Annotated in this window: 18 protein-coding genes; 10 read left to right on the top strand and 8 right to left on the bottom strand. The window is 37.8% G+C overall.

Features of this window, described 5'->3' with window-relative positions; genetic code table 11:
• Positions 1-39: 39 nt before the first annotated feature.
• From CA265_21900 to CA265_21885, 4 genes are all read right to left on the bottom strand, one after another.
• Positions 40-3,771: a two-component sensor histidine kinase gene (locus CA265_21900; protein ID ARS42165.1), complete on the bottom strand. Its 3,732-nt coding sequence runs from the start codon at positions 3,769-3,771 to the stop codon at positions 40-42.
• A 91-nt stretch (positions 3,772-3,862) separates the two neighbouring features.
• Positions 3,863-4,744 (bottom strand): [acyl-carrier-protein] S-malonyltransferase, encoded by an 882-nt coding sequence (locus CA265_21895; protein ID ARS42164.1) that lies wholly within the window; start codon positions 4,742-4,744, stop codon positions 3,863-3,865.
• A gap of 83 nt (positions 4,745-4,827) precedes the next feature.
• Entirely contained in the window at positions 4,828-5,463 is a 636-nt protein-coding gene (locus tag CA265_21890; protein ARS42163.1) for a GTP cyclohydrolase I FolE, read from the bottom strand.
• A gap of 12 nt (positions 5,464-5,475) precedes the next feature.
• The gene (locus tag CA265_21885) at positions 5,476-5,886 is read right to left on the bottom strand and encodes a 6-pyruvoyl tetrahydrobiopterin synthase (GenBank protein ARS42162.1); all 411 of its coding nucleotides are present in this window, start codon (positions 5,884-5,886) and stop codon (positions 5,476-5,478) included.
• Between the two features lie 204 nt (positions 5,887-6,090).
• On the opposite strand from CA265_21885, the gene CA265_21880 reads away from it, so the two are divergent.
• Together CA265_21880 and CA265_21875 are read left to right on the top strand one after the other, a co-directional pair.
• Positions 6,091-6,714 (top strand): futalosine hydrolase, encoded by a 624-nt coding sequence (locus tag CA265_21880; protein ID ARS42161.1) that lies wholly within the window; start codon positions 6,091-6,093, stop codon positions 6,712-6,714.
• Between the two features lie 113 nt (positions 6,715-6,827).
• A complete protein-coding gene (locus tag CA265_21875) occupies positions 6,828-7,676 on the top strand; it encodes a 1,4-dihydroxy-6-naphthoate synthase (GenBank protein ID ARS42160.1) in 849 nt (282 codons plus the stop codon).
• Between the two features lie 136 nt (positions 7,677-7,812).
• Here the strand turns inward: CA265_21875 and CA265_21870 are convergent, their stop codons facing one another.
• From CA265_21870 to CA265_21860, 3 genes are all read right to left on the bottom strand, one after another.
• Positions 7,813-8,508: a DNA-binding response regulator gene (locus CA265_21870; GenBank protein ID ARS42159.1), complete on the bottom strand. Its 696-nt coding sequence runs from the start codon at positions 8,506-8,508 to the stop codon at positions 7,813-7,815.
• Between the two features lie 235 nt (positions 8,509-8,743).
• The gene (locus CA265_21865) at positions 8,744-10,564 is read right to left on the bottom strand and encodes a two-component sensor histidine kinase (GenBank protein ARS42158.1); all 1,821 of its coding nucleotides are present in this window, start codon (positions 10,562-10,564) and stop codon (positions 8,744-8,746) included.
• A 203-nt stretch (positions 10,565-10,767) separates the two neighbouring features.
• On the bottom strand, positions 10,768-11,133 hold the full coding sequence (locus CA265_21860) for a hypothetical protein (GenBank protein ARS42157.1): 366 nt from the start codon (positions 11,131-11,133) through the stop codon (positions 10,768-10,770).
• A 71-nt stretch (positions 11,134-11,204) separates the two neighbouring features.
• Between CA265_21860 and CA265_21855 the strand changes: the two genes are divergently transcribed.
• The 4 genes from CA265_21855 to CA265_21840 all read left to right on the top strand — a co-directional run bounded on the left by CA265_21855 (position 11,205) and on the right by CA265_21840 (position 14,266).
• Positions 11,205-12,383 (top strand): RNA methyltransferase, encoded by a 1,179-nt coding sequence (locus CA265_21855; protein ARS43091.1) that lies wholly within the window; start codon positions 11,205-11,207, stop codon positions 12,381-12,383.
• A gap of 67 nt (positions 12,384-12,450) precedes the next feature.
• Positions 12,451-12,945, top strand: coding sequence for a hypothetical protein (locus tag CA265_21850; protein ID ARS42156.1), 495 nt, complete (start codon positions 12,451-12,453; stop codon positions 12,943-12,945).
• Between the two features lie 321 nt (positions 12,946-13,266).
• Positions 13,267-13,548: a transcriptional regulator gene (locus CA265_21845; GenBank protein ARS42155.1), complete on the top strand. Its 282-nt coding sequence runs from the start codon at positions 13,267-13,269 to the stop codon at positions 13,546-13,548.
• A gap of 73 nt (positions 13,549-13,621) precedes the next feature.
• On the top strand, positions 13,622-14,266 hold the full coding sequence (locus CA265_21840; GenBank protein ARS42154.1) for a phosphohydrolase: 645 nt from the start codon (positions 13,622-13,624) through the stop codon (positions 14,264-14,266).
• A 90-nt stretch (positions 14,267-14,356) separates the two neighbouring features.
• On the opposite strand, the gene CA265_21835 is transcribed toward CA265_21840, so the two are convergent.
• The gene (locus CA265_21835) at positions 14,357-14,542 is read right to left on the bottom strand and encodes a hypothetical protein (protein ARS42153.1); all 186 of its coding nucleotides are present in this window, start codon (positions 14,540-14,542) and stop codon (positions 14,357-14,359) included.
• Between CA265_21835 and CA265_21830 the strand changes: the two genes are divergently transcribed.
• The 4 genes from CA265_21830 (at position 14,514) to CA265_21815 (ending at position 17,734) form a co-directional block, all read left to right on the top strand.
• Positions 14,514-14,876 carry a hypothetical protein gene (locus CA265_21830; protein ID ARS42152.1) on the top strand — a complete coding sequence of 121 codons (363 nt, stop codon included), beginning with the start codon at positions 14,514-14,516 and terminating at the stop codon, positions 14,874-14,876. The genes CA265_21835 and CA265_21830 overlap by 29 nt on opposite strands.
• Positions 14,877-14,966: 90 nt before the next feature.
• Positions 14,967-16,223, top strand: coding sequence for a putative DNA modification/repair radical SAM protein (locus CA265_21825; protein ARS42151.1), 1,257 nt, complete (start codon positions 14,967-14,969; stop codon positions 16,221-16,223).
• 120 nt (positions 16,224-16,343) lie between these two features.
• Positions 16,344-17,105: a DNA metabolism protein gene (locus tag CA265_21820; protein ARS43090.1), complete on the top strand. Its 762-nt coding sequence runs from the start codon at positions 16,344-16,346 to the stop codon at positions 17,103-17,105.
• A 338-nt stretch (positions 17,106-17,443) separates the two neighbouring features.
• Positions 17,444-17,734 (top strand): co-chaperone GroES, encoded by a 291-nt coding sequence (locus tag CA265_21815; protein ARS42150.1) that lies wholly within the window; start codon positions 17,444-17,446, stop codon positions 17,732-17,734.
• Positions 17,735-17,752: the final 18 nt, after the last annotated feature.

Here is a 17,752-nt window from a genome sequence, read left to right as displayed (position 1 = left end):
CACCACCTGATTAATTAAATCTCTACCTGTTATTTTAATTTAAGCTAAAGGAAAGTTCAAATAGAACGTTGTTCCTAAACCGCTTATCGAAGTAAATTTAACTGAACCGCCTGCGTTTTCTACAGCCTGCTTAACAAAGGCTAAGCCTAAACCCGTACCTGATGTTTTGGTCGTGAAGTTCGGCACAAATATTTTATCGTGCAGGGTAGGCGGAATACCTTTTCCATTATCTTTTATCTCTATATATGCATTCTTTGCATCCACGTAAACAATAATGGTAATGCAGCATAAAGTTTCTTCATCTATAGCTTCTATTGCATTTTTAAGTAAGTTATTAAACGTCCTTAGAAGCTGATCATGATCGGCCATGATTTCGATGTCCTTATCGCTTTTATTTAACACGTCAATGGTTACATTTTCAGTGCTTTTAAATACTTCTCTTGCCTGGTCAATAATAGGAAGTAAAGAAAGACGCTCCAGGTTGGTATCGGGCATTTTGGCAAAATTAGAAAACTCAGAAGCGATTTTCGAAAGGCTATCAATCTGTTCTATAAAAGATTTGCTAAACTTATTAAACTTCAGTTCGAAGTTAGGGTCTTTCTCTTTCCACGATTTCTCCAACAACTGAACACCTAATTTTAAAGGCGTCAACGGATTTTTGATTTCGTGGGCAACCTGTTTCGCCATTTCGCGCCAGGCACTCTCCCGCTCCGATCTGGCCAGCTTAATTGCACTATCTTCCAGGGCTGCAATCATATGGTTATACTCCTTAATTAAAGAGCCAATCTCATCATGCCTGCGCCATATAATAGGCTCGTTCTTTTGCCCGATTTTAGTTTTACTAATGCTATCCTGAATAAAAGTTAAGGGATTGGTAATCTGATTGGCCAAAAAAACAGCCAATACGCCAATAGCCACAAACACCAGTGCATATAGATTAATCAGGTTACTCACAAAAAGCGCCAGTTTATCGGTATATTCTTCTTCGGTAGAGTAATTCGGCAGGCCGATATAGGCAATTGTTTTATTTTGAGCGTTCCTAATCGGGGCATATGCAGCAGCATAGGTTAAATTGCCAATTTTTTCTTCAGCGTTGATAAATTCTGACCGATGCAGTCCTTCTAAAGAAGCAAAGGCATATGGTCCCATTTTTTTACCGATAATTTTATAATTATAGAGTTTGGGATAGGTAGTCATGATCAGGTTGCCACTGAGGTCGTATAAATTTAAATCGGCATTATTGATATCGGCAAAGTTGTTAAAATCTGCAGCAGCACTCTCATCATTTGCAATAATGCCATTACTGAAAATCTGCTTTTCAAAATTCTGTTGAACCTTTCTTATTTTATCCTTTAATATAGCATCCTGCTGTCCACGGTACTCATTGTTCATGTAATAATAAGTTCCCCAACCTACAATAACCAGCGTGGCCACAACGGCCAATACAATAGAAACCTGGATTCTGGTTTTATACAAAATCTTATTGGCGTTAATCATCAACGACCTGTTGATACTAAACCAGCCTACCTTATCGTCATCAAGATTTTTGATTAACCATATTAAACCATACAGTAACAAGGAGAAGATGATAAATATCAGGAAGAAAAATGATAGCGCTGCCAAACGCTCTACATAATCAACTTTCTCTTTGCTGATCACCACCATTTTACTGTTAGTAGGCTTATAAATTAAATGGCTATAACGAAGTTCATTGTCATTACTCGTGATAAAATCATCCTTTTTACCCTTAAAGATGCTGCCATCTAAAGGATAGGTATAATTTCCAGATTGATTAAGCAATTTATTATTGCTGTACAAGGCAATAGAATAACCCTTAAAATCTTCATCTTTGATCAATTTTTGATCGCCCAAAAGATCGGGTAGCCGATTGTTATAATTATATGGTTTGGACCGGAGTTCGATCACGAGTGTGCCTAATAAACTACCATTATTTACAACGGAAATGATTCCAAAATAATCCTGGTAACCAAATGTATTGTTAACCTGATAAAAAAAGTTAGATCCATCAATCTTGACCGAGCCGGCCTCGACCAGGTTTTTATATTTATCAATTGGTGGGGTATCAGAATTTTCTATCGCAGCACCCAATCTGTCGTATGGATAGATCTGATAATCATACCGGTTTAAATAGCCATCTAAATAATCTTTAATGTGGTTTTTGAGTACGGCATAATTGCCTTTTCTGTTTTGACTAAAATAGTTGGTCAGAAAATTATCTTTAACAATTTCATCACCCAAAGTACCTAAAGCAATAATAGCATTCGGATCTTCTGATGATTGCACTTTTCTGGCCAAAGGCTCGCGTAAACTTCTTTCTTTAATATCTTTATACTTGGTGTATTTAATGGAGGTATTAAAAGCCAGGCAGAAAAATACGATGGCAAACATGCCGATTGAAAAGTTCTTTTCCTTTAAATAAACAGCCCGCGCCACGATAAATAACACCAGGGCAAAAACGATAAAAAATGCATTAAAATCTACCACTACTTTGTAGATAAACACACCTGCAAAACCAATTAAAAAAATAATAACCCGCTCTTTATTGCTAACATTTAACTGACTGCTTACTGTTGCCGAAACGGCAGTGATCAGGTAAATCTGAAACCAGGCCAGACATAAAATCACAATGCCTACCCAGCTGGTTCCGCTGAGCTTAAGGATATTAACGATATCGAAATTAATTTTAGAGTTAAAAATCAATCCGAAGAAAATATCATCGGTATCCCAAACTATCCGACCAATCAGCACCATTAATCCGGCCTGAATAACCACTCCAATTATTTTGCTCCGCTTAATCCATCCCGGAAACTTATACTGTTCTTTATGGTTGTACATAAACAAGAGCAGCCAGGTTAATGCAATTACATTTAACAGAAAATCGCCCAGAGAAGGCATCAGGAAATTATCGGCATATATTCTCGGATCAAACAGATCTAAGGTAAACCTGTGGTTAAACCAACCGTAATATAAATCGGTTAACCTAAAGGTTAAGAAGAAAAACAATAACAAAAACGTACCCCATGCAATATGTCCGCGTCTGGCAATAAACGAACTTAAAGAATTAAAAAACATGCAGATGCATAACATCCCGGCAACAAATAACCATAATTGTGTACCCGAATAATGGGTTTCTGCATAACCTGGTTTAACCTTAAGTCCGAATAAAAACTTATTGTCCAAACTTTTTATCACATATACATCCTTATCCGTAAAAGATGCAAACGTTAATATTTTGGTGGTTGATAAAATTGGATCGATATCATTTTTAAAATATTTTGTTTCTTTAAAAGGATATTGAGATTGAATGGTGATCAGGAAAATAAAGCTAAAATTTCCCTGGGTGCTTTTAATTACCTCGTACCAGCCATTATAAAAAAACAAAACCGAGCTACCTTCTTTTATTGTAGCCGGATCTATTTCAGAAACTTTATTGGTACTCCAGAATTTAAGCTCATTATTTTGGTAGGTTAACAGGTTTATGCCGCTGTTTGTGCGGTAGGTTTTGATAAAATCTATTGCATGATTAGGATTGAGATGAAATTGTTTGGCTCTGGCAACCTGCTGTTTATCGGCCAGAAAACTTTGAACAGCTTTTTCTTTGATTAAAAGGTTGTGCTGAATTTCTTGTGCATCGTGCTCCAGAAGTTCGCTTTTGGTGGTAAAGCGGCTTAACGAAATAGAAGTTGCAATGAGGCAACAGCCTAAAACAAGCAATAGAAATCTTATTTTTACACCAAAGCTCATTTTCATCTACGGATAAAGATATTAAATATTGATAAAAAACAACGCCATAAACAGCTGAGTTTATGGCGTTGGCACTAATATTCTATTTTGAATAAAATTAAGCTATAGCAGCACTACTTGTTTGTACTTCGCGGCTTACCTTTTTAACCAATCCTTGTAACACATTACCTGGGCCAACTTCTACAAATTCAGTTGCACCATCGGCAAGCATGTTCCCTACTGTTTGTGTCCAACGTACAGCACCGGTTAATTGTTTAATTAAATTGCCTTTAATTTCAGTTGGGTCTGTATACGGCTTTGCATCAACGTTTTGATAAACCGGGCAAATTGGAGCAGAAATAGCAGTAGCTTCTATAGCTGCCTGTAATTCAATTTTTGCAGGCTCCATTAAAGGAGAGTGGAATGCACCACCCACATTTAATTTTAAAGCTCTTTTAGCGCCTGCTTCTGTTAATTTAGCGCAAGCCAGGTCAATGCCTTCGATGCTGCCCGAAATGACCAATTGCCCAGGGCAGTTATAATTTGCAGGAACAACAACCGCATCAATTTCGGCACAGATTTTCTCCACTACATCATCAGCTAAACCTAAAATGGCAGCCATGGTTGATGGTTGTGCTTCACAAGCCTTTTGCATGGCATTTGCACGCGCAATAACCAGTTTTAATCCATCTTCAAAGCTTAATGCATTTGCAGCCACTAAAGCCGAAAATTCGCCTAAAGAATGGCCTGCAACCATATCTGGTTTAAAATCATCGCCCAACACTTTAGCTAAAATAACCGAATGCAAAAAAATTGCCGGTTGGGTTACATTGGTTTGTTTAAGCTCTTCATCTGTTCCGCTGAACATAATATCGCTAATACGGAAACCAATAATCTCGTTGGCTTGTTCAAATAATGCTGCAGCTTTTGGGTTCTCGTAAAGATCTTTGCCCATGCCTACAAACTGTGCTCCCTGTCCGGGAAAAATATATGCTTTCATACCCCTTAATCCCCTAAAGGGGAAATTAAATATTTAGTTAAATTATTATTGTTAAATCCATACCCCCTCAAGGGGGATGGGGGTTAATCTAAACTTGCGGTAATTAACCTTAAAAACTCTGCTCTTGTTTTATCGTTACTTAAAAAAGTCCCTGTAAAGGCCGAGGTTGTGGTTACCGAATTCTGTTTTTGCACGCCACGCATTGACATGCATAAATGCCTGCATTCCATCACCACCGCAACGCCCATGGGGTTAAGGGTATTCTGAATACAATCTCTGATTTCGTTCGTTAAGCGCTCCTGTACCTGTAAACGGCGGGCAAAAGCATCAACTACACGTGGAATTTTACTTAAACCCACAATGTGTCCGTTCGGAATATAGGCAATATGTGCTTTACCAAAGAATGGCAACATATGGTGTTCGCACATCGAATATACTTCAATATCCTTAACCACAACCATTTGGCTATAATCTTCTTCAAACATGGCGCCCTTCAGAATTTCATCAGGTTTTAAATCGTAACCATGTGTTAAATATTGCAGCGCCTTAGCTACGCGCTCGGGTGTTTTTAATAAACCTTCGCGTTCTGGATTTTCACCCAACTGGCCAAGAATATCTTTATAATGTGTAGCTACAGCTTCAATTTTATCTTCGTTGTAACGGTCTATTTTTACATAACCGTCTCTCGATTCGCCTTTCAATACGTCTTTATCGCTCATTAATTCGGGTTTTTAACCAAAGTATTCAACAAAATTATTTTCGGTCTCGTATATTTTTACGCAATGTAAAACTGCGCCGCTCTCTGCAATCGGTGCCCATAATTGTTTCCAGATTTCTATGGCCAGATTTTCAGTTGAAGCCAGCTTGCCTTTCATAAAATCTACATCAAGATTTAAATTTTTATGATCAACCTTATCTACCACATAATCATTCATTACGTCTTTCAGCCATTTTAAATCAACAAGAAAACCTGTTTCCGGATTAACTTCGCCTTTAACTGTAACATATAACCAATAGTTATGGCCATGCCAGTTGGGGTTGGCACATTTACCATAAACTTCGTTGTTTTTATCATCATCCCAATCGGTACGGGCTAATTTGTGCGCCGCGTTAAATGATGCTTTTCTCGTTATGTAAATCATTACTATAAAATAAAATGCAAATATACAGATAAAGGTTTAAGGTATGGAAAATGTATGAGGGATAATGGAAGATGTTATTAATCATCATTTCAAAAGCAAAATGCAAGTACTTCAATTTGCATCGAATTTTTATTCCATCATCCATATTACATCGGCCATAGTACCTACACATCAGACTTCGCGCCATTTCATTAACTTTACCTTATGAAAACTTTAGTTGTTGCTGCTACAAAAGCCGAACTTGCCTTCTTTTACCAGCATTTTAACTTGCCGGATGGAGATTTTGTAGAAAGTAAAAATTTCGATTTGCTGATTACAGGCGTTGGAATGGTAGCAACAGCCTTTGCCCTTGGCAAACATCTTTCATCTAAATACGACCTTGTGGTAAATTTCGGCATTGCCGGAAGCTTTGACCGGAACCTGGCCTTAGGTACGGTATTACATATTACGGAGGATACTTTTGCCGAACTGGGCGCCGAAAATGGAGACGAATTTTTAACCATAAGCGATTTAGGTTTTGGGGAGAACCACTATACCTCAAAAACACACCAAAGTGTTAGCCTGCCGATAGCAAAAGGCATCACCGTGAACTGTGTAACGGGAAGCGAAAAAAGCATTAAAAATCTAATTAAGAGGTTAAATCCAACGACCGAAAGCATGGAAGGTGCTGCTGTTTTTTATGCCTGCAAACAGTTAAATGTAGATTGTTTACAGATCAGAAGTATCTCTAATTATGTAGAACCCCGAAATAAAGACAATTGGAAAATTGGTTTGGCCATTAAAAATTTAAACGACTGGGCCATTGCTTTTGTTGGAGAAATGAACTGATTATGACTGATTAGTTTACCACAGTACTTAATTTTGATCTATGAACCCGACACCATTAAAATAATTATTTTAATTGTCAAAGGTCCATCTAACAACTGAAAAAAAATAAATAGATGAAACTTACACTTGGATTTTCTCCCTGCCCTAACGATACATTCATTTTCGACGCATTAATTCACCATAAAATTGATACGGAAGGATTAGAATTTGAGGTTTCTTATGATGATGTAGAAACTTTAAATCAAAAGGCGCTTAGGGGCGAATTAGACATCACCAAGTTAAGTTTCCATGCCTTTGCCTATGTTGCCAACCAGTATGCCTTACTGGATGCCGGGAGTGCCCTCGGATTCGGCGTGGGTCCGCTATTGATTAGCAAAAATCATTTTAACGGAGAAAAAGACACTGAACTGCAAACACCAAATTCCAAACTGAGGGTTGGCATACCAGGGAAATATACTACTGCAAATTTCTTGCTGGGCATTGCTTATCCCCACTTACAAAACAAGCAGGAACTTGTTTTTTCGGAAATTGAATCGGCTTTACTTAATGAGCAGATTGATTTAGGACTGATTATTCACGAAAACAGGTTCACTTACCAGGATAAAGGTTTAACCAAGATTGTTGATTTAGGCGATTATTGGGAAAAACTAACGGGCTGTGCTATTCCATTAGGCGGAATCGTAATCAACCGTAATCTAGACCGCGAGGTACAGTTAAAAGTAAACCGCCTGGTCCGACAGTCGGTAGAGTTTGCCTTTGCACACCCAAAATCGGGCATCGATTTTATCCGTCAGCATGCCCAGGCCATGGAAGAAAGTGTGATGTACAAACACATCGAATTATATGTAAATAAATACAGTATAAACCTTGGCGAAGAAGGCCGTAAAGCGGTTGATACTTTATTTAAACTGGCTCAGGAAAGGAATATCATCCCCGCTATTCAGGAGGATTTATATATCTAATTCATCGATCCGTCATCTCGACCGTAGCGGAGAGATCCATAAAAGATTTCTCCATTCCGTTGCACTCCAGTCGAAATGACGATAAATCGGCTTCATGATGATCCTGAAACAAGTTCAGGATGGCGAACTGATCTAATTAACTCACCAACAACTTATAGCCTTTTCCGTGCACGTTAATAATTTCAACTGCCGGATCAGCCCTAAGGTATTTACGCAACTTACTCAAAAACACATCCATACTCCGTCCGTTAAAGTAATTATCATCATGCCAGATGCTTAACAGTGCTTCTTCACGGGTTAAAACGGTATTCTTTTTCAAGCACAATAAACGCAACAACTCGGCTTCTTTGGTAGAAAGTTTTTGCTGGTGATCGTTATCGGTAATAATCTGAGTAGTATAATCAAAATGATATTGACCGATAGAAAACTGCGTTTCGGCAGCCTCATCATTGTTATCTGTCTTATTGGCCACACGTTTAAACATGGCATTAATGCGCAATAAAAGCTCTTCTATACGAAAAGGTTTGGTAATATAGTCATCACCCCCTAAATCATAGGCAGCAGATTTATCTTCCAGCATGGTTTTAGCCGTTGCAAAAATAATGGGCACCTGCGTGTTTACCTTTCTGATATCCTTCCCCAGGGTAAAACCATCTTTTTTAGGCATCATCACATCTAAAATACACAAATCGAAGTTCTGCTTATTAAACGTTTTTAATCCATCCTCACCATCGGTGCATAATACTACATCAAATTTGCCTTTTAGCTGCAAATAGTCTTGTAACAATAAACCTAAATTGGGGTCGTCTTCTACCAGAAGTATTTTTTTCATTAGTATATAATTTATTTTCAATTGTGATGAAGCGATCGGATTTTTCACCAATGCAGCTGTTTTAACGGTGCTTAAGAAGGCTTGAGCCGGTTATTCATCTGCTTGTGATTTGAAAAATCATGATGGTTTCATTTTCTCGTTTTTATTCAAATATGGCATTACCCACGCTGAAGGTTTGATTCTGAATATGCGTAACGGTTTAATTTATACTGTAGATTAAATTAATACTCCACTTTTATAAAGGTAAAGATATTTCGAACGTGGTTCCTCTATCTTTTTCGCTACTTACCTTAACTGTTCCATTCAATTTTTTAATAATATCCTGAACATAATTTAAACCCAGTCCAAAGCCTTTAACATCATGTAAATTACCCGTTGGCACCCTATAAAACTGATCAAAAATCCGCTTAGCATGCTCTTTGGTCATACCAATGCCTTTATCTGCTATTTCGATAATTAAATTCTTGCCGGTATTGCGGGTAGTAATGGTAATCTCCGGAGTACCGCTGCTGTATTTATTGGCATTATCAATAAGGTTATAAATTACATTCGATAGGTGTAGCTCGTCGCCATAAATAACCGCATGCTCTGCGTCGGTATGTACATTGATAATGGCATTCCTTTTCTGCAGTTGCAATTCCATGCTATCCAGCACAATCACAATCAAATCGTTCACATCTACTTCGGCGTTTTCCATTTTAAGTTCACCTTTTTCTAAACGGGCAATGCTTAAAACACGTTCGATATGACTACCCAGCCGAACATTTTCATCATAAATAATCCCTGCCAAACGTTTTAAACGGGCTTTATCCTCTGTCACTTCCGGATCTTTCAAAGCTTCACTGGCAATCATAATAGTAGCCACCGGGGTTTTAAACTCGTGCGTCATGTTATTGATGAAATCTGTTTTCATTTCCGACAGTTTCTTCTGCTTTAATATAGCATACAGCGTATAAGAGAAAATGAAAACAAGTACAAGTAACAGACCGATTGATGAGGCGAGTGTTGCACTGAGGTTAGAAATAATTGCCGAATTTTTATCCGGGAAACTGACCAAAAGCATTCCGGGATCGCGAAAGATATCGTTTCCAAATAAAGGTGTTTTATAGGTATTCTCGGGTAAAAACTCACCTTTAACGTTAGCAGCCGCCATGAAAATGGTCGAATCTTTTCTGGCTAACGAAATCCGATAAGCAGGTTCCAGTGAAATATTATTGGCCAGGAGTTCTTGTTTTAATAAACGGCCTAAAGAGCTAAAATTAATGCGTTTGTAAATTGGCACATTGGTTTCCTGCAGTTCTTTAGATACATCCTCAACCACACTCGATCGGGTATACGAAAAAGTATCCTTACCCAGTGCTGCAATTTTAAGTTCCAGTTTTTTCCGCTCAATTTCATCTTCACGTTTAAATTTTTTCTCTAAATCGTCAGAAATCTTTGGAACGCTCACTGTAAGTGGCTTAGCATTTCCAGGATCGTAAACTAAATACCTTAACGTATCTGGCAAGCTTTGTAAACTTTTAAATTCGAATGCTTTTGGTGGCGCAGCAAAAGGTTTTGTGCGCATGCTATAACCTTTTAAAATAAGGCTTTTAACATCAATGAAAGCATCCATCTGCAAATCCAGCTTATCGCCGTTTTTCGAAGTCAGCGAAGTATATTCCATTTCAGAAATCACATTCGGCGCCCGATAAGATACACGGATAATACTATCTTGCTGGTTTAAGTAATTCTCAATCTGATTTTCCCTTTCCGCCTGTCTTAGTTCTGTCTCTTGTACATATTGCTGGCGCAAATCTTTAATATCTAACGCACGTTGCCTGGAGTCTTGTAATTGCTTCAGCTTATTTTCAGCATCTTTCCGGTTTAAGTGATCGGCAACATTTCTACGTTGTATTTTATTGACTACCGATGTTAGCGTTTGATTAACCTGTTCATCAAAAAGCTGAGATTTTAGTTTATACGATTCCCTGATGTAATACAACTGCATTACAAAAACACCAAGCAAAGCTACCGTCATTAAAACAGTAATTAACCAAAAACTCTTTTTCTTCATGAACTAGATTGGTTTTAAAATTAAAAAAACCGGGGCATAATCTTCTTAAATCTAAACAGATATCAAAAATACTGATTAGTGAAGTGAAGTGTTTGTTTTTAACATATTTTAACAGCGCAGGCACTGGCGGAGGGGCAAAAAAAAATGCCGAGGCTAAAGCCTCGGCATGGTTCAAAATTGTTTGCTTAAAAAAGATTCTTTATTTAGAAAGGCAAATCATCATCTTCACCTGGTGCATTACTTACATCAACCGGAGCTGCATAAGCTGGCGTAGCTGCCGGAGCACCTGCTGCCACTGCATTTATACGCCAAATAACCAAACTGTTAAAATATGATGTTTTACCTGCTTTATCTGTCCAGGGGCGACCACGTAAATTAAAGAAAACCTCAACCTCATCGCCTGCTTTAAATGTATCTAATAATGCAGTTTTATCTTGTAAAGCCTCAAAACGGATATATTCTGGGTATGTTGGATTTTCTGCGTATTCTACTATTAAATCACGTTTTTTAAACGTTTCACTTACTTGTTGTGTGGCACCTACTTCGTGTACTTTTCCTTTAATTTCCATATCTAATACTACTTAATGTACTATAAACATCAAATCTCTATAATTTTATTGATAACTTCGCATATATTATGATGCAAGTTTTCCACAATAAAAGCAAGGTAATTATTACCTGCAACAAGCGCCTTTCGCCTTATTTACAAGAAGAAGTTACGGCTTTAGGTTATACCATCGAGCGGTCTTTTGCTACAGGCGTTGAGCTCAACATCACCCTTACAGAGTGTATAAAGCTAAATTTGAACTTGCGCTGTGCCAGTCAGATTCTATATGCCATCAAAAGTTTCAAGGCCATAACACCCGATGATTTATATAAAGAAATTGCAGCCATTGAGTGGGAAGAACTGATTGATTTTTCGGGTTATTTCTCGGTAACCTCAAATGTGGATAACCCAAATATTACGACACCACTTTTTGCAAACTTAAAAGTAAAGGATGCCATAGTTGACCGCATGAAAGAGAAAAAAGGCATTCGCCCTAATTCTGGATCTGATGCGAATAAAACGGTAGTACATTTATACTGGAAAGATGCAGATGCAGATGTTTTTATGGATACTTCCGGCGAAACTCTTGCCAAACATGGTTACCGTAAAATTCCCGGAAAGGCACCTATGTTAGAGGCTTTGGCCGCCGGGGTTATTTTAGCTACCAATTGGGATAAAAAATCCCCATTTATTAACCCCATGTGTGGTTCTGGAACCTTAGCCATCGAAGCAGCCCTGATTGCAACCAACCGTGCACCTGGTTTATACCGCATGAATTATGGTTTTATGCATATCTTAGGTTATAATGAAGAAGATTTTTTCGCCGAGCGCAGAATTTTAAAAGATCAGGTAATTAAAAATGTTGATCTTAAGATTGTAGCTTCCGATCTTTCGGAAGATGCGGTTGAAGTAACCCGGAGAAATGCTAAAACTGCAGGGGTTGATACTTTAATCGAATTCGAAGTTTGTGATTTTGAATTAACACCAGTTCCTGAAGATGGCAAAGGTGTGGTTGTTTTTAACCCGGAGTATGGTGAGCGTTTAGGCGTGCATAGCAAGTTAGAATTAACTTATAAACGCATGGGCGATTTTATGAAAACGAAATGCAAGGGCTATTCTGGGTATATTTTCACTGGAAATCCTGATCTTGCAAAGAAAATTGGATTAAAAGCTGCTAAAAAAGTTGAATTTTATAATGGTAAATTAGACTGTCGTTTACTAGAGTATGAATTATATGATGGCTCTCGCAGGGCCCCATTAACTGAGGCCTAGTCTTTTTCATTGAAAATTAATATATTACGCTCTCTTACGTACCATAACGTAAAAAATTTTGAAAAATATGGAATTTGATGACATGGATCATATGCCCGAATGGGAGCATTTCAGCCGGTTTGGCCGGGATGATGAGGATGAAGAAAATCTATCAAGTGTTGATGCGGAAAAGGTTAGGCTGAAAGTAACCAGGGCTAAAAGCCTTTACAACCAGGCAAGAGCCGTATACAAATATGCTGCCCTGTTCTGCGAAACATTAGAGGGAGAAATGGCCGAAATGACCGCTAACTTAATTATGCAGAATGCCCTCATGTTATGCCCTAAAATTGTTGGGGCAGAAGGTGCTGATATGTATATTTTAAGAATGGAAAATGCCTCTATTATCCGAACCAATTGCCGTGAATTAGAAACCCAGGTAAGGGCAGCAGACATGTTCGAAATCTGTACCCCTGAATATAAAGACATTGTTTTAGACGAAATTGAAAAATTTCGTCTACTCTTTATCGAATGGGTTAAATATTTCGAAAAAGATGAGTTTGAAGATGACTGGGGCTTATATTAACCCTTAAAAACGAACGCTGGATTTTCTCTTCCTTTCTTTTTGTTGATTTGCACTGCATGTGTTATAAGTTCTTAAACACATCATATGCTGTTATCCATTCCATTTCCTATTCTAATCGCCTCTATTCAACCCGCCACAAACATCTGATTATCAGTCAAAAACAGTACCCTTAAACATTTAGGTTGTTTTTTTGTTGTAACATTTAGTTCATTACTCCGTTTCGCGTAATTCTTAATAGTGCTAAAATTTATACTTTTAAAATCTGTTGAGGTGAAAGTTTCGTATATAATGAATAAACATTAAAAAATTTATCCCCTTTTTATGGAAGATGTATTGGCTTTAAAGACAAAGAATGTTGCCGGGAATATCAGAAAAATTAGAGAATACAGAGACTATACTCAGGATTATCTGGCGGCGAAATTGAAAATATCTCAAAATGCATACAGCAAAATTGAGCTCGGTTATAGTAAATTAACCATCGACCGTTTGTTTCAAATTGCAGCAATTTTAGAGGTAGAAGTATCTCATTTATTAACCCTTAACCACAATGATTTAATCAAAATTATTGCTGATGATGAGAACAGGGCAAAGGCGGCGAGCTAATACGCAGGCACTGTTGATATCATTTCTTTTACCCTGCAAATAATTCCAATACCTTTGGAATAAATTTAGGATTATGCAGGCTACCATTCAAAAAACGATCGATTTTGTTAAGAAAACATTAGCTGACGCCGAGGCAGGGCACGATTGGTTCCATATTGAACGTGTTTTCAAAACCGCTCAAACCATTAATCAACAAGAAAATGGTGATGAACTGGTGGTAGCCTTTGCCGCATTGTTGCATGATATTGCTGATCCTAAATTTAACAACGGCGATGAAGAATTGGGGCCAAATATGGCTGCATCCTTTTTAGCCTCGATTGCGGTTGATGCTGAAGTGATTGCCCATGTTAAACTGATTATCCAGAACATGTCGTTCAAAAATAGTTTTGATGGCGCAAGTTTTACGTCCAAAGAAATGCAGATTGTTCAGGATGCAGATCGTTTAGATGCAATTGGAGCCATTGGCATTGCAAGGGCATTTACTTATGGTGGATTTAAAAACAGGGTACTCTACGATCCGGCTATCTTACCGGAAGAACACCTCACCAAAGAAAGTTATAAAAATACCACCGCTCCTACCATTAACCATTTTTATGAAAAACTGCTGCTGTTGAAAGACATGATGAATACGGATGCAGGGAAAGCAATTGCCACAGAGAGACACAATTTTATGCTGCTGTACCTGGAGCACTTTTACAAAGAATGGGATGGTAAATAATTAAACAATTAGCGATAAAATACCGAATAGTAAGTATTCCAGAACGGTGCATTAGGACTTAACTTTATAAAAATTAATTCTCATGCATCCCTACAAGCTAAAATACCACAAAAACAGTGTTTTGTTAATCGCGATGGTTGGCATTCCTGTGTTCTTCATTTCCTTAATGTTGTATTGTCTTTTTAGTTTACCCTCATCGCTTTCAGAAACTTCTACTTTGATATTTGTTTCCCTATCGATTATTTTAATGGCACTCCTATTATTATGGATAACCAAAACACAGATTTTTGTCCATAGTAAAATTTTAATCAGCGAAAAAGGTATCAGCTTTAAGTTAAAAAGCACTTCATTTTTATACCGCAGGACCGAGTTTTTTTCTGGCTGGGAAAACGTAAGCAGCGTAACCGAAATGTTCGATAACCACAATGGAGGCTATTTTTATCAAATTGCATTTAAAAACCCCGATTTCGTAACCAATTTTAGTCCGCTTAAAAACCATGAAATCGAAGCAGATCGCTTCTTTTCTGAACTGCAATACTATCAGGAAAGCTATAATATTGCGCATCAACTGCCAATAAGCAGAAAGCTTAATCCCTCAAACAGTTTTTAGTTACTATTATTCCAAAATAGAATAGGTTAAACAAATCTATTTGCTAATATTTTTAGTTATTAAACTATCTTTGTTAGTAAATACATTCCTATGTCTGATCGAATTCGTGAAAAATTAAATATTCTTGCTGACGCCGCTAAATATGATGTTTCTTGTTCATCAAGCGGCGGCACGAGAAAAAACACCAATAAAGGACTTGGCGACAGCCACACATCGGGCATTTGCCATACTTACACTGAAGACGGCCGATGTGTTTCGCTGTTAAAAATCCTTTTAACCAACCATTGTATATACGATTGTTTATTCTGCGTTTCGCGGAAAAGTAACGATGTAAAACGCGCAGCCTTTACCGTAGATGAAGTGGTAGAACTGACCATGAATTTTTATCGCCGCAATTATATTGAAGGTTTGTTTTTAAGCTCAGGGATTTTCAAAAATGCCGATTTTACCATGGAGCGGTTATTATTAGTGGTTAAAAAACTTCGATTAGAGCAGAACTATAATGGCTATATCCATTTAAAAACCATTCCGGGCGCCAGCGACGAATTGATTAAGGAAGCCGGCTTATACGCCGACCGGATGAGCATTAATTTAGAAATGCCAACTGAAGCAGGTTTAAAACTTTTGGCCCCGGAAAAAAATCATGAAGACGTTATTAAACCTTTAGCCTTTGTTCAGCAACAAATTACACAGTTTTCGGCAGATAAAAAGTTAATCAGGCATGTACCTAAATTTGTTCCTGCAGGGCAAAGCACCCAAATGGTAATTGGTGCCACTCCCGAAAGTGACAAGGATATTATGTATACCGCAAATGCATTTTACAAAAATTTCGCTTTAAAAAGGGTATACTATTCCGGTTATGTGCCTATCAGTAATGATACCCGCATGCCTATCCTAGGCACACAGCCGCCATTGTTAAGAGAAAACAGGTTGTACCAAACCGATTGGCTAATGCGGTTTTATGGATTTAAAGTACAGGAAATTTTAAACGATGCCAATCCAAATCTTGATGTAGATATCGATCCAAAATTAAGCTGGGCCATCCGCAATATGCATCATTTCCCTGTTGATATTAATACGGCCGATTATAAAATGATTCTCCGGATTCCAGGTATTGGCGTAATGTCGGCTCAAAAAATTGTACAGGCCCGTAAGTTTGGGAAATTGAGGATTGATCAGTTAAAAAAAATCGGCGTGGCTTATAACCGGGCCAAACACTTTATTATTTGTCTAGACAGCCCCTATCAGTTAAAAGATTATCAGGGCACTCAGATTAAAGCTTTTATTTTGGCAGAAAGCCAGAGTAAATATTTAAAAACAGATAGTAACCAGATGATTTTGTTTTAAAAGTACTGTCCGATTAAGGAGACGTGTCATTCCCAACTTGATTGGGAATCTTAATGCCCTAGCTTTAAGATTCCCGCTTGCACGGGAATGACGACCGATATAAAACCTGTCAATATAAATATGACTTACATTTTTGATGGCACTTTTCAGGGTTTATTAACTGCTGTTTTCGAATGGTTCGAACGCAAGCCGGGAAAGGTGATGCTAAAATCTACCTCGATTTTTCAACCCGAAGCCTTTGTAGAAAGCTTTACCGTGATCACCAATACAGAAAAGGCTGACCGGGTTTGGGCTGGACTACAAAAGAAACTCAAAAAAGACTGGCAGCGCAAATACTATTGCAGTTATTTATCAGAAATTCCGGAGGCTTATAACCACCTCTTTCAGTTTACCCTATACATTTTTCAAAATCAACCGGGTGCAGAAAGTAATTATGGCAATCCGCATGTAATTGCATTGGCTAAATATGCCAAAAGTGTAGAAAGGGAAAAACACAGGATGGAAGCCTTTATTCGTTTTCAGAAAACCGGCGACGGGATATTTTATGCGAATATAGATCCTGATTTTAATGTGTTGCCCTTGATATCCAACCATTTTAAAAACCGTTATGCCGATCAGCCATGGGTAATTTATGATTTAAAACGCAAATATGGCCTCCATTATAATTTAACTGCGGTGGAAGAAATTACGATCAGCTTTAGCAATGGGGTAAATAAACAAAACCCGGCACCGGTTTTAATGGACGATAGCGAAGTTTTATACGCAACGCTCTGGAAAGATTATTTTAAAAGTGCGAATATTGTCGCCCGAAAAAACACCAAACTGCATTTACAGCATGTGCCCAAAAGGTACTGGAAATATTTAACAGAGAAAGCGATATAAAATGGGCGAAACCTAAACTCATTTCAATCACCCAGCCCTCATCCCGACCCGATAGCTATCGGATAGAATGGAGCGCGCTAACCAGGCAGATTTAGCTTCGCTGAGCAATCGTGGTTCTCGACTTCTTATCACTCTGCCCGAATGACAAGCGGTGATTCAATAATAAATCTGGCTCAAAAAACTAAAACTTACTGCCATGCTGACACCCACATTCTCAATTAGGGTAAAAAGTTTGACAGTTTGGTGAAAATTTGTCCCTCAAAACCGCTTGGCATAAAAAGTGTTAATTGTAAGCTTAGTTAAAAAACTCAAATCAAAATAAAAAAATAATAAAAGTTATGGCGTTAAACCTTAAACCAATTGCTGGCAGTTCGAACAGAGTAATAGTTGAACCGGCTGCGGCAGAAGAAAAAACTGCATCAGGTTTGTATATCCCTGATACTGCAAAAGAAAAACCATCTAAAGGAACTGTAGTTTCTGTTTCTGAAGAAGATGCTGAAGGTAAAAAAGCAAGTGTAAAAGTTGGCGATGTTGTAATTTATGGTAAATACGGTGGTACCGAATTCCCTTATGAAGGTAAAGATTACTTAATTATGCGCGAAACTGATATTTACGCGGTTGTTGGGTAAAAATTAAAATGTTGCAAT

The sequence above is a fragment of the Sphingobacteriaceae bacterium GW460-11-11-14-LB5 genome (assembly GCA_002151545.1).
In the GTDB taxonomy this organism is placed as follows: domain Bacteria; phylum Bacteroidota; class Bacteroidia; order Sphingobacteriales; family Sphingobacteriaceae; genus Pedobacter.
This window is presented reverse-complemented; position numbering and strand designations above follow the sequence as displayed.

Excerpts from the sequence above, each read along its gene's own strand:
- CA265_21900 (ARS42165.1), bottom strand. The coding sequence starts at position 3,771 with ATGAAAATGAGCTTTGGTGTAAAAATAAGATTTCTATTGCTTGTTTTA.
- CA265_21895 (ARS42164.1), bottom strand. The coding sequence starts at position 4,744 with ATGAAAGCATATATTTTTCCCGGACAGGGAGCACAGTTTGTAGGCATG.
- CA265_21890 (ARS42163.1), bottom strand. The coding sequence starts at position 5,463 with ATGAGCGATAAAGACGTATTGAAAGGCGAATCGAGAGACGGTTATGTA.
- CA265_21885 (ARS42162.1), bottom strand. The coding sequence starts at position 5,886 with ATGATTTACATAACGAGAAAAGCATCATTTAACGCGGCGCACAAATTA.
- CA265_21880 (ARS42161.1), top strand. The coding sequence starts at position 6,091 with ATGAAAACTTTAGTTGTTGCTGCTACAAAAGCCGAACTTGCCTTCTTT.
- CA265_21875 (ARS42160.1), top strand. The coding sequence starts at position 6,828 with ATGAAACTTACACTTGGATTTTCTCCCTGCCCTAACGATACATTCATT.
- CA265_21870 (ARS42159.1), bottom strand. The coding sequence starts at position 8,508 with ATGAAAAAAATACTTCTGGTAGAAGACGACCCCAATTTAGGTTTATTG.
- CA265_21865 (ARS42158.1), bottom strand. The coding sequence starts at position 10,564 with ATGAAGAAAAAGAGTTTTTGGTTAATTACTGTTTTAATGACGGTAGCT.
- CA265_21860 (ARS42157.1), bottom strand. The coding sequence starts at position 11,133 with ATGGAAATTAAAGGAAAAGTACACGAAGTAGGTGCCACACAACAAGTA.
- CA265_21855 (ARS43091.1), top strand. The coding sequence starts at position 11,205 with ATGCAAGTTTTCCACAATAAAAGCAAGGTAATTATTACCTGCAACAAG.
- CA265_21850 (ARS42156.1), top strand. The coding sequence starts at position 12,451 with ATGGAATTTGATGACATGGATCATATGCCCGAATGGGAGCATTTCAGC.
- CA265_21845 (ARS42155.1), top strand. The coding sequence starts at position 13,267 with ATGGAAGATGTATTGGCTTTAAAGACAAAGAATGTTGCCGGGAATATC.
- CA265_21840 (ARS42154.1), top strand. The coding sequence starts at position 13,622 with ATGCAGGCTACCATTCAAAAAACGATCGATTTTGTTAAGAAAACATTA.
- CA265_21830 (ARS42152.1), top strand. The coding sequence starts at position 14,514 with ATGGCACTCCTATTATTATGGATAACCAAAACACAGATTTTTGTCCAT.
- CA265_21825 (ARS42151.1), top strand. The coding sequence starts at position 14,967 with ATGTCTGATCGAATTCGTGAAAAATTAAATATTCTTGCTGACGCCGCT.
- CA265_21820 (ARS43090.1), top strand. The coding sequence starts at position 16,344 with ATGACTTACATTTTTGATGGCACTTTTCAGGGTTTATTAACTGCTGTT.
- CA265_21815 (ARS42150.1), top strand. The coding sequence starts at position 17,444 with ATGGCGTTAAACCTTAAACCAATTGCTGGCAGTTCGAACAGAGTAATA.